Raw genomic sequence first — 16,995 nt, forward strand, 5'->3', positions numbered from 1 at the left:
GACGTTGCGGCGAAATCCAATCACACCGTGCAGGCCAGTCTTTACTCCGACTCGCAAAACCTTCGTCAGGCCCATGTCACATCATCGCCACAACTCCGCGCCGCAGCGCGTCGACGGCCTTGGCCGCGGCCGCGCCGACCGGGTCCTGTCGGCCGACCACCTCACGGATCTGGTCCAAAAGGTCGATCACCTGCCGGCACCAGCGCACGAAGTCGCCCGCGCCGAGCTCGTTGCCGCCCGCCTCGGCCGCGCTGAGCACCTTCTCCAGCGACTCGCCGCGCGCCCAGCGGTACACCGGCCACGCGAAGCCGGGGTCGGGCTGGCGGGTGATGCGTTCGAGCTTGTGGCGACGCTCGTCGTCCTCGATCTCCGCCCACAGCCGCACGGTCTTGAGCATCGCGTCCGCGACCGGGCCCTGCGGCAGCCGCGCCTCGACGGGACCGTCCCGGCGCGCCTCGTAGACCAGCGACGACACGACCGCGGCCAGCTCCTCCGGCTTGAGGCCCTTCCACACGCCGTTGCGGATGCACTCGGCCGCTAGCAGGTCCGACTCGCTGTAGAGCCTGGTCAGGCGCTTGCCGTCGGAGGTGACCTCCTCGGCCTCGCTCAGGTAGCCGCGCTCGCGCAGCAACGCGCGGATGCGGTCGAACTGCCGCGCGAGCGAGTGCGTCGTCGCCGCGACCTTGCGTTCGAGCTGCTCGGTCTCGGCCAGCAGCCGGTGGTAGCGCTCTCCCCAGCGGGCGTGGTCCTCGCGCTGGTCGCAGCCGTGGCACGGGTGCGCGCGCAGGGCCCGGCGCAGCGTCGCGAGCTCGGGGTCGTCGTCCGCCGTGGTCTGCCTGCGGCCCCGCGACGGCACGGTGATGCCCGTGTTGCGGATCGTGGACGCGAGGTCGCGGCGCGACTTGGGCGAGCGCACGTCGACCTGCCGGGGCAGCCGGACGTGCCCGAGCACCTCGACGGGCGCCGGGAAGTCCGCCGACGTGAGACGGCCCGACCAGCGGTCCTCGGTGACGACCAGCGGCCGCGCCTCGCCCAGCGGCTCGATGCCGGGGTCGATGACGACGGCGAGACCCGACCGGCGGCCGGACGGCACCGCGATCACGTCGCCCTTGCGCAGCCGTTCGAGCGACTTGGCGGTCTCGATGCGGCGCGCGTTCGTGTTCTGCTTCGCGAGCTGCTTCTCCCGGTCGCCGATGCGGCGGCGCAGCGACGCGTACTCCCTGAAGTCGCCCAGGTGGCACGTCATCGACTCGGAGTAGCCCTCCAGGGCCTCCTTGTTGCGGTCGATGCGGCGCGAGAGCCCGACGACCGAGCGGTCGGCCTGGAACTGCGCGAACGACTGCTCCAGGATGACGCGCGCGGACTCGGCGCCGAGTTGGTGCACGAGGTTGACGGCCATGTTGTAGCCGGGCCGGAACGACGACCGCAGCGGGTACGTGCGCGTGGACGCGAGCCCGCCGACCGACTTCGGGTCGATGCCCGGCTGCCAGACGACGACCGCGTGCCCCTCGACGTCGATGCCGCGACGGCCCGCACGGCCCGTGAGCTGCGTGTACTCACCGGGCGTGAGGTCGACGTGCGCCTCGCCGTTGTACTTGACGAGCTTCTCCAGCACGACCGTCCGCGCGGGCATGTTGATGCCGAGCGCGAGCGTCTCGGTCGCGAACACGACCTTCACGAGACCCCGGACGAACAGCTCCTCGACGGTCTCCTTGAACGCGGGCAGCAGCCCGGCGTGGTGCGACGCGATGCCCCGCTCCAGCGCCTCCCGCCACTCCCAGTACCCGAGGACCATCAGGTCGGCCTCGGGCAGGTCGCGCGTCTTCTCGTCGATGATCCGGCGGACCTCTTCGGACTCCTCCGGCGTGTTGAGCCGCAGCCCCGCGCGGGCCGTCTGCGCAACCGCCGCGTCACAGCCAGCCCGGCTGAACACGAACACGATCGCGGGCAGCAGCGACGCGTTGTCGAGCCGCTGGATCATGTCCGTGCGCGACGGCGGCTTGTACCCGCTGTTGCGCGACGGCCGGCCCGTGCCGCCGCTGCGGTTGCGGCCGCGGCTGAACGGCACGTGGTACCGCGCCAGTTCCTCGGTCTTGCGCAGCACCTGGGAGTTGATCCGCGCGTGCGTCTGGTCGCCCTCGAACAGGTCGAGCATCTGGTTGCCGACCATCATGTGCTGCCACAACGGCACGGGCCGGTGCTCGTCCACGACCACCGTCGTGTCGCCCCGCACCTCGACCAGCCACTCGCCGAACTCCTCGGCGTTGCTGACCGTCGCGGACAGACCGACGACCTGCACGTGCTCGGGCAGGTGCAGGATCACCTCTTCCCACACGGGCCCGCGGAACCGGTCGGCGAGGTAGTGCACCTCGTCCATCACGACGTACGCGAGACCGTCCAGTGTGGACGAACCCGAGTACAGCATGTTCCGCAGCACCTCGGTCGTCATGACCACGACCGGCGCGCCGCCGTTCACGCTCGTGTCGCCGGTGAGCAGGCCGATGTTCTCCGGCCCGTACCGCGCGGTGAGGTCGGCGAACTTCTGGTTGCTCAACGCCTTGATCGGCGTCGTGTAGAAGCACTTGCGGCCCTCGGTCAGCGCGAGGTGCACGGCGAACTCGCCCACCACCGTCTTGCCGGCACCGGTGGGGGCGCAGACGAGCACTCCGTGGCCGTCCTCCAGGGCCTCGCAGGCCTGGCGCTGGAACGGGTCCAGCTCGAACGAGATCACGGACAGGAAGTCGGTCAGCTTGGGCCGTTCGGCACGACGCCGGGAGTCGGCGTAGGCCTCGGCCGGGGACCGCGAAGCACTTGACACCCCATCAGGCTTTCACATCACACCGACAATTGCCGTCGAGATAGATTAACTTCAACCAACACTGAAACGACAGAGGGCGATGCCTCCACGACATCGCCCTCCACCTGCGGTTTCGTCAGAACGTGCGCTGCACCCGGTCCGCCACCAGCGTCACGAAGCGGGACGGATCGGCCAGCTCGCCGCCCTCCGCCAGCAGCGCCAGCCCGTGGATCAGCTCCGCCGTGCCGGCCAGCGAGTCGCGTTCGCCCGCCGCGAACGCCCCGTGCAGCCCCTCCACCAGCGGGTGCGCCGGGTTGAGCTCCAGGATGCGCTTGATCTTCGGCAGTTCCTGCCCCATCGCCTTGTACATCTTCTCCAGGGTCGGAGTGATGTCGTGGGCGTCGCCGACGACGCACGCGGGCGAGGTGGTCAGGCGGGAGGAGAGGCGGACCTCCTTGACGTCGTCCGCCAGCTGCTCGCCCAGCCACGTGAGGAGGTCGGAGAACTCGACCGCCTTCGCCTCGTTGGCGGTCTTCTCCTCCTCCGTCTCCAGGTCCACCTGCCCCTTGGCGACGGACTGGAGCTGCCTGCCGTCGAACGACGGCACGGAGTCGACCCACATCTCGTCGATCGGGTCGGTGAGGACGAGGACCTCGTACCCCTTGGCGCGCAGGGCTTCCATGTGCGGCGACTTCTCGACGGCGACCCGCGAGTCACCGGTCATGAAGTAGATGTGCTCCTGGCCGTCCTTCATCCGCGCGACGTAGGAGGCGAGCGTCGTCAGCTCCGTCTCGGACTCGGTCGAGGCGAACGAGCAGATCTCCAGGATCGCGTCGCGGTTGTCGCCGTCGGAGAGCAGGCCCTCCTTCAGCGCCGCGCCGACCTCGCCCCAGAGCTTCGCGTAGTCGTCGGGACGGGAGCCCATCAACGATTTGACCGACGACAGCACCTTCTTCACCAGGCGGCGGCGCATCAGCTGGATCTGGCGGTCCTGCTGGAGGATCTCGCGCGACACGTTCAGCGAGAGGTCCGCCGCGTCGACGACACCCTTCACGAAGCGCAGGTACTCCGGCATCAGCTCGGCGCAGTCGTCCATGATGAACACGCGCTTCACGTAGAGCTGCACGCCGCGCTTGCCGTCGCGCATGAACAGGTCCATCGGGGCCTGCGACGGCAGGAACAGCAGCGCCTGGTACTCGAACGTGCCCTCCGCCTGCATGCGGATGGTCTCGAGCGGCGCGTTCCAGTCGTGGCTGATGTGCCGGTAGAACTCGGCGTACTCCTCCTCCGTCACCTCGGAGGCCGGGCGCGCCCACAGGGCCTTGCGGGAGTTGATCTCCTCGCCGCCCAGGCGCACCGGCCAGGTGATGAAGTCCGAGTAGCGCTTGACGATCTCGCGGATCTTCGCCGGCTCGGTGTAGTCGGGCAGGCGGTCCTCGTCGTCGGACGGCTTGAGGTGCAACGTGACCGAGGTGCCCTGCGGCGCGTCGTCGACGTCCTCGATCGTGTACGTGGCCGCGCCCTCGGACTCCCAGCGCACGCCCTTCTCGGCGTGCGGGTGCCGCGTCACGAGGGTGACCTTGTCCGCCACCATGAACGACGAGTAGAAGCCGATGCCGAACTGGCCGATCAGGTCGGACGTGTTGCCCGACTGCTGTTCCTTGAGCTGCTTGAGGAACTCGGCCGTGCCCGACTTCGCGATCGTGCCGATGAGCCGCACGACGTCCTCGCGCGTCATGCCGATGCCGTTGTCCCGCACGGTGAGCGTGCGCTCGGCGGGGTCGGACTCGATCACGACGTGCAGGTCGTCGACGTCGACGCTCATGTCCTTGTCGCGGAACGACTCCAGTCGCAGCTTGTCCAGCGCGTCGGAGGCGTTCGAGACCAGCTCGCGCAGGAACGTGTCCTTGTTCGAGTAGATCGAGTGGATCATCAGCTGCAGCAGCTGACGCGCCTCGGACTGAAACTCCAGCGTCTCCATGAATCCCTACCGAAGAACGAAAAACGGACCGAACAGCCGTCTAACTTAGCGACCCACGACGGTGAGAGCGTCCGGAACCGTCCGAACGGTGACGGGCAGGGCCTCCATGCGTTCGCCGTCGGCGTAAGCGATCCAGCCGTTGCCACCGGTCAACGACACTTCGCGCGCGCGGAACGTCCGCACGGCCGGATGGTCGGTGTGCGTACCCGTGCGCAACGTCGGCAGCATCCGCACCAGCATCGACCGGGTGGCGTGCTCGACGACCGTCACGTCGAACAGCCCGTCGTGCGCGTCCGCCCCGGGACACACGGGGATGCCGCCGCCGTAGTTGGGCGTGTTGCCGATGGCGACCATCGTGGCGTCGAGCTCGAACGTGCCGTCCTCGGTCGTCACCTGGAGCGGCGCCGACGTCAGCGAGGCGAGCTCGGCCAGGATCGCGAGGTCGTAGCGACGGGGACCGGCGGGCCAGCGCATCGCGTTCGCCCGCTCGTTCACCGCGGAGTCGAACCCGGCGCACAGCACCGTCGCGAACCACTGCCCGGTCGACAACCGGCCGAGGTCGAGCGTCTTGCGGGTGCCGAGCACGACGTCCTCGACCGACCGCGACCCGATGGCCGCCGCCAGGTCGTTGCCGGTGCCCGCCGGGACGATCCCCAGCGCCGTCGAGGTGCCCGCGCACGCCTGGATGCCCAGGTGAGCGCCACCGTCACCGCCGAGGACGACGAGCAGGTCGATGCCGGAGGCGACGGCCTGGTGCGCCATCTCCTGAGCGCCTTCGGCGTCGTGCGCCACGAGCTGCGTCAACGACGAGAAGTGCGGCCTCAGCGCCGCGGCGGTCGACCCGGCCATCCGGGCCGCCCGCCCCTTGCCCGACGCGGGGCAGACCAGTAAGGCTGCCCGCGTCACGTGGCGTCGTCGTAGTTCACGCGCTTCGGGGTGTCCGCGGGCTTCGCGGGTTCCGCAGCGAGGGCCTTCTCACCGGGGTCGTTGCCGTCCGCGTCGGACGCGACGTAGTTGAACGGCGCCGCCTCGTCGTCGTCGAGCTCGTCCCAGCCGTCGGCCGAGCGCAGCTTGGCCTTGCGCTTGTCGTGGACGCGCGCGATCTGGATCGCCATCTCGAACAGCAGCACCAGCGCGAGCGCCAGCACGACCATCGAGATCGGGTCGGTGCCCGGAGTCGCGATCGCGGCGAAGACGAACAGGCCCATCATCAGGCCGCGCCGCCACTTCGCCAGCCGCTCGTACGAGAGCACGCCCGCGCGGTTCAGCATCACCACGACCAGCGGGATCAGGAAGCTCACGCCGAAGATGAACAACATCGTGATGACGAAGTTGATGTACTTGCTGCCGGTGAGCGCGGTGACCCAGTTGTCGCCACCGAAGCCGAGCAGGACCTTCAGGCCCTCGGGCACCACCAGGTACGCGAGCACCGCGCCGGCCACGAACAGCAACGCGCCCGCGCTGACGAACAGCCGCGCGAACTTGCGTTCCTTCTGGTAGAGGCCGGGCGTGATGAACGCCCAGATCTGGTACAGCCAGCCGGGGCTGAGCAGCACCGCGCCCGCCGCCGTACCGACCTGCAGCCGGACCATGAAGATCTCGAACGGCTCGGTCTGCAACAGCGCGCACTTGCCGTTGTTGCTGATCTCCGCCCGGTACTGCGCCAGGTCGGGCTGGCAGTACGGCCCCGTGAGGATGTCACCGAGCGACGGGATCGGGCCGAGGCGCACCTCGAACCAGATGAAGCCGAAGATGGCGCCGATCGAGACGATCAGCATCGCCATGCCGAGCCGGTACCTCAGCTCGTACAGGTGATCTTTGAGCGACATCGTGCCGTCGGCGTTGCCCCGACGGCGCCTGCCGCGTTCCCGGCGTTCAGCGAACCACCGGAACGGACTCGCCACCGCGTAGACCGTCCTTAGAAGTCAGGGGACCGGAAGGTCAGTTGTTGGCGGCCTTGTTCTGGGTGGTCTGCTCGATGGGAGGAGCGACCTGGGGCGCCTGCTGGGCCGGCGGCTGCGGCTGGGCCGGAGGGAGCTGCTGCACCGGCTGCTGCACGGGCTGCTGCTGGACCGGCGCGTCGTCCGACGAGTCCTGGTCGCGCAGACCCTTGGTCTCCGCCTTGAAGATCTTGGCCGACTTGCCGAGCGAACGCGCCATGTCGGGAAGCTTCTTCGCACCGAACAGCAGAATGATCACCACAGCGATGATGATCAGCTCGGTGGGTCCGAGGTTACCCATTGGTGATCCTCCTGTCTGCCCCGCCACGACGATCGTACGCGGGGTTCGCCCTGGTGCGGGCCTGTTCCGTGGTGCGCCGCTCCGCCAGGGCCACCTTCAGCGCCGCGGATCGCGCCTTCAGCAGACCGACGCGGTCCCCGACCCTGTCCCTCACCAGAGTGCGGGTGCGGGCGAATCGGCGCAAGGATCGGAGGACTCGGATCGCGGCGATGACGAGCACGATCAGGGCGACGACGATCAGCGCCAGGGTCGGTGTGGACGGCACAAGCACACGTTATACGTCTTAGGTGGACAACAGGTGATCTGCCCGCCGCAACGCCTCCGCCGCCTGCCGAACGACCTCCTGCGCGAGTTCCGCGGGCTGCTCTACGTGCACGTCACCGCCCAACCCGAGGAGCAGGCGGACCATCCAGGACGGGTCGTCGTAGCGCATGAGGACACGCGTGCGGCCGTCCGAGAGCTCCGCCGAGTGATCAACGGGGTAGTACTCGGCGACCCAGTGCGCGTCCGGTTCGAGCAGGAGGACGGCGATCTTCTGATCCTCCCTCGGCTGGAACAACCCCTCCGACGTATCGGTCAGCTGGGCGTGCGGCGGCGGCGCGGACGGCTCGTCCAGCACCTGCACCTCGTCGATGCGATCGAGCCGGAACAACCGCACGCCGAGCGCCGATCGGCACCATCCTTCGAGGTAGCCGCGCCCTTCGACGAGCAGCAGACGCATCGGGTCGACGACACGGTCGCTCATCGCGTCGTGTGACTGCGAGTAATAACGGATGCGCACGGCCCGTTCGCGCTTCACGGCGTCCTGCACAGCGGACCGGACCTCGGTGGTTTCGCCCCGTTCGAACGCGCCGAGCCCGACCACCATGCCCGCGGGCTGCGCCTTGCCGACGGCCGACTCGATCTTCGCGAGCGCCCGCTGCACCGCGTCCGCGTCGACCACGCCGGGCGTGTCGGCGAGGGCCCGCAGCGCCACCAGCAGCGACGCCGCCTCGGCCGCGGTGAGCCGCAACGGCCGGTCCAGGCCCGCGTCGAACGACACGGTGATCGTCTCGCCCTCGAACGACAGGTCGATGAGGTCGCCGGGGCCGTAGCCGGGCAGGCCGCACATCCACAGCAGTTCGAGGTCCTTGCGCAGCTGCTTGGGCGTGATGCCGAAGTCGGCGGCGGCTTCCTTGACGGTGATGGCGGGCCGGTTGAGCAGGTACGGCACGAGTGCGAGCAGGCGCGGCAGCCGTTCGTTCGACGCGGTCACCGCGCTCCTTCCAGTGCGCCCTGCAGGCGGTCCCGGACGGACTTGGCCAGCACCTCGGGCTCCAGCACCACGACGTCGGGCCCGAACCCGGCGAGCCACTTGGCCGCCGAGTCGGGGAACTTCAGGTCGATCTCGACGACGTCGCCGCCGTCGCGTTCCTCGACGACCTTGGCGTGCCGGCGCACGCCCTGCGCCCGGTTCTTGGCGACCCAGATGCGCGCGGGCGCCGTGTGGTGCGGATCGACCTCGGTGCGCGCGATGAGACTCATCAGGTCCGTGCCTTCGGGCACCGTGAACGCACCGGGCTTGCCCACGGGCCGTACGGCGCCCACGACCCGTGAGAGCCGGAAGCACCGCGTGTCCTCACGTTCGCGGTCCCAGCCCACGAGGTACCACTTGCCGCGCCACGCGACGACGCCCCACGGCTCGACCGTGCGTTCCTTCTGACCACCGGGCGGCGGCTTGCGGTAGCCGAACGACACGGCCTGCCCCGCCTGCACCGCCTGCAGCAGCGGCGGGAACGCGGGCTCGCTGGCGCGCACCTTGGGTTCGACGGCCGCGGGCGTGTCCTGGTCGACGTCCACCCCGGCCGCGCGCAGCTTGATCAACGCGCCGTGCACGGCACCCGTGAGCTGCGGCGAGTCCCAGAGCCGCGCGGCCAGCGCCACGGCGGCCGCCTCGTCGGGTTCGAGGTCGATGTCGCCGAGCTCGTAGTCGCGCCGCGCGATCCGGTACCCGTCCTCCGCGCCCTCGGCGTTCGACTGGCGCCCGGTCTCGAGCGGCACGCCGAGGTCCCGCAGCTCGGACTTGTCGCGTTCGAACATGCGGAAGAACGCCTCGTCCGTGGGGGCTTCGTGATAGCCGGGGACGATGGCGCGGATGCGCTCCGCTGTCAGGTACTGACGAGTCGACAGCAGGCACAGCACCAGGTTGACGAGGCGTTCGGCGCGTGCGATGGCCACGGACAAACCCTAACGCGTGCGCGCACCGAAACCTCATCACCACCTGCCGTCAACGGTCCGTTCAGAACGGACGGCGGTGCTGGGTCTGCGGCGCGAGTGGACACGACTCCGGAAAACGAGAAGGACCGGTGGCCCTGCACCACCGGTCCTCACGCTCGGCAAAACCTCTTCGGCGTCCCTGCAACGCGTCCGAGAGTCTTCGTTCACCTACTGGGGGTTACCCCCGCGAAGTGCGGCCGACACACGCTCTTTCGCTGCAGCCCCCGCAAGCGTTACCACCCGCTCCGATCAGATCTGGAACACGAGCGGGGAGTTCTGCGGGAGGATCGTCCACCGCTGGTTCGCACCACCGTTGTACGGCCAGTTGAGAGCCCTCCGGTCGGTGCCGGACGCGTCGAGCACGTGGTTGTTCAGGTACGACACCCAGAAGTCGCCGTCCAGCGCCCACGCCTGGTTGTTGCCCCCGTGGCACGGGTGCCGCACCAGGTCGGGCCCGGCGTTGTTGAACACGTCAACACAGGTGTTGTTCGCCGTCTCCGGCCTGATCGTCCACCGGTTCAGCACCGAGTCCTTGCGGAACCGAAACCTCTGGGTGTCCCCGAAATGGCAGGCGGAATGCAGCATTCGAGTACCGAGACGCCCGCCTACCGTTTCGACGTCCAGACATCTGCCGTTGTTGTTCCTCATGTATCCGACCACATCGACCAAGGGCGCGATCTCCTGCGCCCGCGCGGGTGCCACCACGAGCACCGACAACACGACGACGAGCAACGCCACGACCTTGCGTTTCACCGCGATCCTCCCTGTTCGGCGACAGGCAGAACTGCCCCCGAGAAACAGAACGATTACCCCTCCGCCCCCAGCGGGTAACGCCTTTCAAAAAACCGTATCCGCCCCCGCCGGAACATCACAAGGGACCGGTTGCACACTTGCCAACCGGCCCCTCGACCCGAATTGTTTCCAGTCCGCATGGACTCAACGGCGAATGCCGACGCGCCCCTTCTCCCCCGCCGCCCAGCAGGTGAACCCGACGCAGTCGACGGTGTCGAAGCTCCCGCCGTCCGCCACCTTCCAGGTCTTCCCGTCCTGGGACACGTCCGTGCCCGACGGCCCGACCGCCACCAGCCCGTTCCCGCGATAGGCGATCCCGGACCGGTACCCGACCGGCGCCTGCTTCCCGGCGACCCACCCGCGCCCGTCGTTGGTCGCGAACGCCGGCGTCGGATCGGTCGGCTTCAGGTAGTCACCCCCGATGGCCACCCCGCGCCACGGCGTCTTGAACGCCACCGCGAACACCCCGGCGGCCTCCCCGGAGGGCAACGGCACCTTCGACGCCTTCCACGACCGCCCACCGTCGCGCGACTCCAGCACCCGTGCCTTCGCCCCGCCGCCGGTAGCGATCCACGCGTGATTACCACTGGTCGTCACGCACTGCCCGGACGCCGCGAACGCGAACTCGCCCGGCAACGCCTCAGGCATGCCCTTCGTGTCGTTGACGTGCCACGACCGCCCACCGTCCCACGTCCTGAGGACCCGGAACTTGCCGTCGACGGGATCGCTCAACGCCAACCCGCGAAACCGGTCGAAGAACGCGACGCAGTCGTAGAACGCCTTCGGATCCGTGTTCCGGAACTCCTCCTGCCACGACTTGCCACCATCGGCCGTGCGGTAAATCCGCGACGACTCCCCCTCACCGATCGACAACGCCACGGCGTTGCGCGCGTCGAAGGCCTCGATGTCGCGGAACTCCAACGCCTCGGTCCCGGGCGGCCCGACGGACTCCCACGTCCGCCCGCCGTTGGTGGTGCGCAGCACGGTGCCCTTGGACCCGCTGACCCAGGCGACCTGGCCGCTGACGGCGGACAGGCCCCGGAAGCGGGCATCGGTGCCGGTGGGCTTGAGCTCCCAGTAGGAGTCGGCCTGCGCGACTCCCGGCAGAACCAGCAATGCGGCGAGCGCCGCCGCGATGATCCTCATGCGGACACTCTGGTCCAGCCGGTGTCCACTTCCTACCCGCTGATCGGCCGGACACGGCTGAACGGGTGACCTAGTCGCGTCGATCGTGCCTTTCCGCTTGGACACGGCAGAGGATCGTCCGCATGCAGGAGAGCGGCCCGCACATCGTGATCGGAGCAACAACCCCAACTCGATCACTTGTCGAGACCACAACACCACATCCGTGGGTTACGGCAACGCGGGACTACCTCGGCCCGAACAACACGCAACTGAAGGCCTGCGTTGCCGTGATTGCCCACCTGGCTTCCGACTGGGAACGCAACCGTACAGAAGACCCGTGGCTGGACGGCGAGTTCGCGGAACGGTTCAACGTGCGGCTCGAGTGGTTGAGAGAGCTGGTCTTCACGTCGGCGACATCGGAGGCATCCGATGTCGAAACCGCGCTTCTCGTCACCTTCCCTTACCTCCACCAGACCTTCTGGGCAAAGCTCGCGACGGCAACGTTGCAAGGCGCGGATCCAGCCGTCGAGGCGTTCGCCAGCACAGGTGAGCTGCGGAAGTTCAGCGCGTTCGCGGCAGAGCACGAGCTGTTGCACCGGAGGGGTGCCCGTCTCTTCGAAGCCGGCGATCCTGCCGCACATGCCATCGCGTGGTAGCTGTTTCGACGCTGGCTCGTCGAGAACCCCGAGTGCTACAGCCCCAAGAACATTGCCGCGATGCTTCCCCCGACCATCCCAGAGCCCCTCAACGACGTTCTGACCCCCAGCAGGTTGACCGAGTTGATGCGCGTCGTACAGATCGACTCCGCTTTCCTGCGGCGAGCGGACCGTCGCTCGCGGCTCGAGTCGATCAAGCATTTCAACGGCGGCAGCAGACACGAGCAGTACCTGCGGGAGCAACTGCTGGGTTACCTGCTGGTGGTCGCCCATCGCACAGCGATCGATCCGATCACGCTGCCGAACGACATCGTCGACCACATCGGCATCGACAACGAAGGAGTGCGCCTGGACGAGGTGCTGACATCGATCCGCAAGGCGGGGTGGCCGAGCGGCCGGACCAGAGTGCTGACCACTGTGTGCACCCATCCGGCTACGGCGAGGGCATTGCGCCTACACGCAGTGCAGGTGGACGCGGTGCTGGCCGAGATCGCCTTCGTCTCCGAGGAGCCTGGGCATCTGAAGCCCCTCGAAGCCATGCCCGCCCACGCCTCTGCGGACGGGCTCACGATCAGACAGGGCGACGACGCGGAACACGCGCCCGCCTCCTTCGGGCATCGGTTCCAGCTCGCCGACGACAAGATCCAGCGATTGCTCATGGGCAGACAGCTCTACGGTTCGACCGAGCTCGCCATCCGTGAGCTGTACCAGAATGCACTCGACGCCTGCCGTTACCGGCAGGCGCGCACGGCCTACCTCCGTCACCCGAGTTCAGGGGTGAAAGTGAGTCTTCCGGATTGGACAGGCGAGATCGCCTTCAGCCAGGGGGAGGAGAACGGCCGTCCGTTCCTCGATTGCAAAGACAACGGCATCGGCATGAGCGATCGTGAACTGATCGATGTGTTCGCTACGGCTGGTGTCACGTTCACCAAAATGCCCGAGTACCTGGAAGAACAAGCTGACTGGGCTAGCGCGAACATCGAGTGCTATCCGAACAGCCGATTCGGCATCGGTGTCCTCAGCTACTTCATGCTGGCCGATGAGATCACCGTGAAGACGTGCCGACTCAACCGCGAAGGCCGGCCGGGGCAACTGCTCAAGGTGCACATCGCAGGTCCTTACGCGTTGTTCCGGGTGAAGAATCTGGGGCAGGGGACGGACTCGGACGTAGGTACGACCGTTCGACTGCACTTGCGCCAGGACGAGAACGGCGTCCTGTGCACAGACCTCCTGCGCCGGATTCTCTGGGTTAGCGACTTCCTCGTCACGTCCGGCCACGCGAGTGGTGAGCAGACGTGGGAACCTCGCCAGCTGTCACAGATGGCTCCGATCGGTTCCAGCGATGCGCTTGACGCAGGCGCTCGCAGAGAAGCAGGCGTGGTCGTGCCCGCTCCGAGCGGCGTGGTCTGGTGGTGCGACACCGAGGGCGCTGTGCTCGCCGATGGACTCTGGGCGGGAACCGGTCAGTTCGGAGCGATCGTGAACCTCACGAGGGCAAGCGCGCCGCGGCTCACCGTCGACCGCAAGACGATCATCGACCTGGACCGCGAACTGGTTGGGCGACTCCTGCAAGCCGCAATCCCAGCGTTGTTGGAAGCACCGGAATCGGCGCTGTCGCACTCGTGGCTGTCGGAACTCAGCGACTCCATGCCGCGACTCGCGGATGAAATCTGCGAACGCGCGATAGAAGCCAGATTTCGCCCATGGCGGATTGCTGGCGTGGACGTTCCGATCGAGGTGGCTGGTTGCTTCCCCAGCGACGCAGAATTCGTGGAGTCGGGACGCGAAGCACGGATGTTGAGCAAACGCATTGGCAGCTGGAGACTGTCCGCGTTGCACTCGTGGTGGTCGAACAACATCGCACCTGTCACCTCGGTCGCAGTGGTGCCCGCGAGGCCATCAGACGAAGTCATTCTTTCGGCCGGCAACACCGAACACTACGACGGCATCGAATGGCTACCTGACGAAGCTCCCCCCAGCCTCGGGCACATTCTGTCGGTCGCACACAGTGCTCAACTGTCTCCCGCTGAAGTAGCAGCGCGGCTCGACGTGTTGGGTCATGACATGTCCGACTGCGAGAGGCTCCCTCTCGACTCATCCGACATTGACCCAGTCCTGCTCAGCAAGTCACATGCAGGCACTCCCCCGTGGTTGCTTCCTGGCGACCCAGTCACACATGACCATGTGATCCTTTCCGCGATCGCGGCGGGGATCACCCCTGATCGGGTTGTGAAACGCCTTGAAGAGCTCGGGTTCAGGATCCCGTCGAAGCATCGACTACCCTCCACCGTCCATCCATCCGACCGCAGGGTGGTCCGGCCTGTCGGCATTCCCGATGGCGCGTTGGAGCCCAATGTGACCATTCCAGTGGCTCACATCCTGATCGCAGCGACCGCTTCAAGCCGGACACCAGCCGAGGTGACGCGTCGCCTGGACGAACTCGGATACTCCGTCCCGTCCACGGATGATCTACCAAACGATCGCGACCGCGACGACGTCGAGGTCTTCGTAGACGCTGGTGCCTACGTCCCGAAATCGTATCGCCCGCGCAGGTATCGCTCACGGCCATCGCCTCATGCAGGCCTCTCGCATGGGTTTCAGCACGACTCGAAGCAGCAGGGCACAGAGTGCTCATGGGCGATAGATTGCCCGTGCTTCAGCCGTCTGACCATGTACTCACTCGCAGCTATACAAGCCAAGGTGACAGCGTCGGCCCCGTCACGGCGTCGACCGCGATCACTGTCGGACACGTGCTCTGCGCTGCCTCCAAGACCACTCTCTCACCCACCGAAGTAGCTCTTCGGCTTGCCGAACTGGGCTTCGAGCGACCTCCTCTGAGTCACCTTCCCGACGAAGTGAAAGAAGGTGACCTGATTCTGAGCAGTTCGGAGATCGGCTCATTCAGGTCTCGGAGGATGAACAACGATCATTGGCTCGCCGTCGGTCAGACGATCTCTGTGCAACACATCGCCATCGCGGCGGTGCAGACCCGGCTGTCTCCGCTCGCTGTGAGGGCCAGGCTCGCACGTCTCGGGTTCGACGTCCCTCCGGAACACCGGCTGAAGTTCGAAAGCGCCCGAGATGACCTGACCCTGCTGAGCGCTGATCTCGAAGGTGTCGGGTCATGGCTTCATGCAGGCCATCCAGCGCTTCAACGCCCTGGTACGACACTGCCTGTTGGACACGTGCTCGCTGCAGCCGCACGCATCGGTGTGAGTCCGGTTGGGGTGGTCGAGCGGCTGGAGACTCTGGGATTGTTCTGCGAGCCTGCGGACCTTCCAGCTCGGGTCGACGGACTGGACGGCAGACTGCTGCGTCGAGTTGAAGACCTCGCACTCTGGCAGAACGAACACTCGGGGGAATTTGCTTGGCTCAGCTGCTCCGAGCCGGCAGACCGGAGGCACTTGCTCATCTGTGCGGGCAGGACTGGATTGTCACCAGCGGATGTAGCACGGCGCATCGACGCGCTCGGCATACCGACAGCGGATCCCCAGGGTCTTCCGCGTCAGGTCGACCGCGAAGACTTGGTTCTGCTGAGCCGCGACCTGGATGCCCAAGCCCCGTTCACTTCCTTGGACGACACGTTCACCTGCGGCAAGGTTCTGGCCGTGGCGATCGCCACTCGGCGGACACCTGCTCAGGTGATCGGCCGGTGTGAACAACTAGGAGTCCACGTGAGCAACTGAGCGGGCGAGACCCGGAGGTCCCGCCCGCTCAGGTCCGAACAAGCCTTACAGCGACGAGATGAGGCGCTCCACGCGCTCGTCCACCGCCCGGAACGGGTCCTTGCACAGCACGGTCCGCTGCGCCTGGTCGTTCAGCTTCAGGTGCACCCAGTCCACGGTGAAGTCGCGCCCTGCCGCCTGCGCCGCCGCGATGAAGTCGCCGCGCAGCTTCGCGCGGGTGGTCTGCGGCGGGGTGTCCTTGGCGGCCTCGATCTCGCCGTCGTCGGTCACCCGCTCGACCTGGCCCTTGCGCTGCAGCAGGTCGAAGACGCCCCGGCCGCGGCGGATGTCGTGGTAGGCGAGGTCGAGCTGCGCGATGCGCGGGTTGGACAGGTCCATGTTGTGCTTGGCCATGTACCTGTTCATCAGGCGGTTCTTGATGGCCCAGTCGATCTCGCGGTCGATCTTGGACAGGTCCTGCGACTCGACGGCGTCGAGGGTGCGGCCCCACAGTTCGAGGACGCGCTGCGCCATCGGGTCCGGGGAGCGCTTGGCGACGTGTTCGACGGCCTTCTCGAAGTACTCGCGCTGGATGTCGAGCGCGGAGGCCTCCTTGCCGCCCGCCAGGCGGACGGTGCGGCGGCCGGTGAGGTCGTGGCTGATCTCGCGGATGGCGCGGATCGGGTTGTCCAGGGAGAAGTCGCGGAACTGGACGCCCTGCTCGATCATCTCGAGCACGAGGTTGGCGCTGCCGACCTTCAGCAGCGTCGTGACCTCGGACATGTTCGAGTCGCCGACGATGACGTGCAGGCGCCGGTAGCGCTCGGCGTCGGCGTGCGGCTCGTCGCGGGTGTTGATGATCGGGCGGGACCTGGTCGTCGCGGACGACACGCCCTCCCAGATGTGCTCGGCGCGCTGCGAGAGGCAGTAGACGGCGCCGCGCGGGGTCTGGAGCACCTTGCCCGCGCCGCAGATCAGCTGGCGGGTGACGAGGAACGGCAGCAGCACGTCGGCGATGCGCGAGAACTCGCCGGCCCGTGCGACCAGGTAGTTCTCGTGGCAGCCGTACGAGTTGCCCGCGGAGTCGGTGTTGTTCTTGAACAGGAAGATGTCGCCGCCGATGCCTTCGTCGGCGAGCCTGCGCTCGGCGTCGACGAGCAGGTCCTCGAGGATCCGCTCACCCGCCTTGTCGTGCGTGACGAGCTGGGCCAGGTCGTCGCACTCCGCCGTGGCGTACTCCGGGTGGGAGCCGACGTCGAGGTAGAGCCGGGAACCGTTGCGCAGGAAGACGTTGGAAGAACGCCCCCAGGAGACGACCCGGCGGAACAAGTACCGCGCGACCTCGTCCGGGGACAGACGACGCTGCCCGTGGAAGGTGCAGGTCACCCCGAATTCTGTCTCAATGCCGAAGATCCGCCGCTGCATCCCTCAACAGTAGGCGACGTGGAGGTGCAGCAGGGTGATCCGTTCGGGCGGCACGCC

The 16,995-nt window shown here is 67.5% G+C and carries 14 protein-coding genes; 3 read left to right on the forward strand and 11 right to left on the reverse strand.

Features of this window, described 5'->3' with window-relative positions; genetic code table 11:
* Positions 1 to 76 precede the first annotated feature (76 nt).
* From ACFWNN_RS23150 to ACFWNN_RS23195, 10 genes are all read right to left on the reverse strand, one after another.
* Complete coding sequence (locus ACFWNN_RS23150) at positions 77 to 2,818, reverse strand: DEAD/DEAH box helicase (protein WP_382442004.1); 2,742 nt, start codon at positions 2,816 to 2,818, stop codon at positions 77 to 79.
* Between the two features lie 115 nt (positions 2,819 to 2,933).
* Entirely contained in the window at positions 2,934 to 4,778 is a 1,845-nt protein-coding gene (htpG, locus tag ACFWNN_RS23155) for a molecular chaperone HtpG (protein ID WP_382442005.1), read from the reverse strand.
* Positions 4,779 to 4,823: 45 nt separating this feature from the next.
* Positions 4,824 to 5,684, reverse strand: coding sequence for a diacylglycerol/lipid kinase family protein (locus tag ACFWNN_RS23160; protein ID WP_382442006.1), 861 nt, complete (start codon positions 5,682 to 5,684; stop codon positions 4,824 to 4,826).
* The gene (tatC, locus tag ACFWNN_RS23165) at positions 5,681 to 6,607 is read right to left on the reverse strand and encodes a twin-arginine translocase subunit TatC (RefSeq protein WP_382442187.1); all 927 of its coding nucleotides are present in this window, start codon (positions 6,605 to 6,607) and stop codon (positions 5,681 to 5,683) included. Before tatC ends, ACFWNN_RS23160 begins: the two co-directional genes overlap by 4 nt.
* A 112-nt stretch (positions 6,608 to 6,719) precedes the next feature.
* Complete coding sequence (tatA, locus tag ACFWNN_RS23170; RefSeq protein WP_382442007.1) at positions 6,720 to 7,019, reverse strand: Sec-independent protein translocase subunit TatA; 300 nt, start codon at positions 7,017 to 7,019, stop codon at positions 6,720 to 6,722.
* Positions 7,012 to 7,284, reverse strand: coding sequence for a bacteriophage holin (locus ACFWNN_RS23175; RefSeq protein ID WP_382442008.1), 273 nt, complete (start codon positions 7,282 to 7,284; stop codon positions 7,012 to 7,014). The genes tatA and ACFWNN_RS23175 overlap by 8 nt, the downstream gene beginning before the upstream one ends.
* 18 nt (positions 7,285 to 7,302) lie before the next feature.
* Positions 7,303 to 8,274 (reverse strand): helix-turn-helix transcriptional regulator, encoded by a 972-nt coding sequence (locus ACFWNN_RS23180; protein WP_382442009.1) that lies wholly within the window; start codon positions 8,272 to 8,274, stop codon positions 7,303 to 7,305.
* Positions 8,271 to 9,236 (reverse strand): helix-turn-helix transcriptional regulator, encoded by a 966-nt coding sequence (locus ACFWNN_RS23185; protein WP_382442010.1) that lies wholly within the window; start codon positions 9,234 to 9,236, stop codon positions 8,271 to 8,273. Before ACFWNN_RS23185 ends, ACFWNN_RS23180 begins: the two co-directional genes overlap by 4 nt.
* A gap of 288 nt (positions 9,237 to 9,524) precedes the next feature.
* Entirely contained in the window at positions 9,525 to 10,028 is a 504-nt protein-coding gene (locus ACFWNN_RS23190) for an RICIN domain-containing protein (RefSeq protein ID WP_382442011.1), read from the reverse strand.
* A gap of 183 nt (positions 10,029 to 10,211) precedes the next feature.
* The gene (locus ACFWNN_RS23195) at positions 10,212 to 11,213 is read right to left on the reverse strand and encodes a WD40/YVTN/BNR-like repeat-containing protein (RefSeq protein WP_382442012.1); all 1,002 of its coding nucleotides are present in this window, start codon (positions 11,211 to 11,213) and stop codon (positions 10,212 to 10,214) included.
* 122 nt (positions 11,214 to 11,335) lie between these two features.
* Here ACFWNN_RS23195 and ACFWNN_RS23200 point away from each other — a divergent pair, with 122 nt between their 5' ends.
* The 3 genes from ACFWNN_RS23200 (at position 11,336) to ACFWNN_RS23210 (ending at position 15,534) form a co-directional block, all read left to right on the forward strand.
* Complete coding sequence (locus tag ACFWNN_RS23200) at positions 11,336 to 11,848, forward strand: hypothetical protein (protein WP_382442013.1); 513 nt, start codon at positions 11,336 to 11,338, stop codon at positions 11,846 to 11,848.
* Positions 11,849 to 11,962: 114 nt separating this feature from the next.
* Entirely contained in the window at positions 11,963 to 14,644 is a 2,682-nt protein-coding gene (locus ACFWNN_RS23205; protein WP_382442014.1) for a hypothetical protein, read from the forward strand.
* Positions 14,599 to 15,534, forward strand: a complete 936-nt coding sequence (locus tag ACFWNN_RS23210) for a hypothetical protein (protein WP_382442015.1) — start codon at positions 14,599 to 14,601, stop codon at positions 15,532 to 15,534. Before ACFWNN_RS23205 ends, ACFWNN_RS23210 begins: the two co-directional genes overlap by 46 nt.
* A 45-nt stretch (positions 15,535 to 15,579) precedes the next feature.
* On the opposite strand, the gene pafA is transcribed toward ACFWNN_RS23210, so the two are convergent.
* The gene (pafA, locus tag ACFWNN_RS23215) at positions 15,580 to 16,938 is read right to left on the reverse strand and encodes a Pup--protein ligase (protein WP_382442016.1); all 1,359 of its coding nucleotides are present in this window, start codon (positions 16,936 to 16,938) and stop codon (positions 15,580 to 15,582) included.
* Positions 16,939 to 16,995 lie beyond the last annotated feature (57 nt).

Source organism: Lentzea sp. NPDC058450 (assembly GCF_042721395.1).
GTDB lineage: Bacteria > Actinomycetota > Actinomycetes > Mycobacteriales > Pseudonocardiaceae > Lentzea.

Excerpts from the sequence above, each read along its gene's own strand:
- tatC (WP_382442187.1), bottom strand. The coding sequence starts at position 6,607 with ATGTCGCTCAAAGATCACCTGTACGAGCTGAGGTACCGGCTCGGCATG.
- ACFWNN_RS23195 (WP_382442012.1), bottom strand. The coding sequence starts at position 11,213 with ATGAGGATCATCGCGGCGGCGCTCGCCGCATTGCTGGTTCTGCCGGGA.
- htpG (WP_382442005.1), bottom strand. The coding sequence starts at position 4,778 with ATGGAGACGCTGGAGTTTCAGTCCGAGGCGCGTCAGCTGCTGCAGCTG.
- ACFWNN_RS23200 (WP_382442013.1), top strand. The coding sequence starts at position 11,336 with ATGCAGGAGAGCGGCCCGCACATCGTGATCGGAGCAACAACCCCAACT.
- pafA (WP_382442016.1), bottom strand. The coding sequence starts at position 16,938 with ATGCAGCGGCGGATCTTCGGCATTGAGACAGAATTCGGGGTGACCTGC.
- tatA (WP_382442007.1), bottom strand. The coding sequence starts at position 7,019 with ATGGGTAACCTCGGACCCACCGAGCTGATCATCATCGCTGTGGTGATC.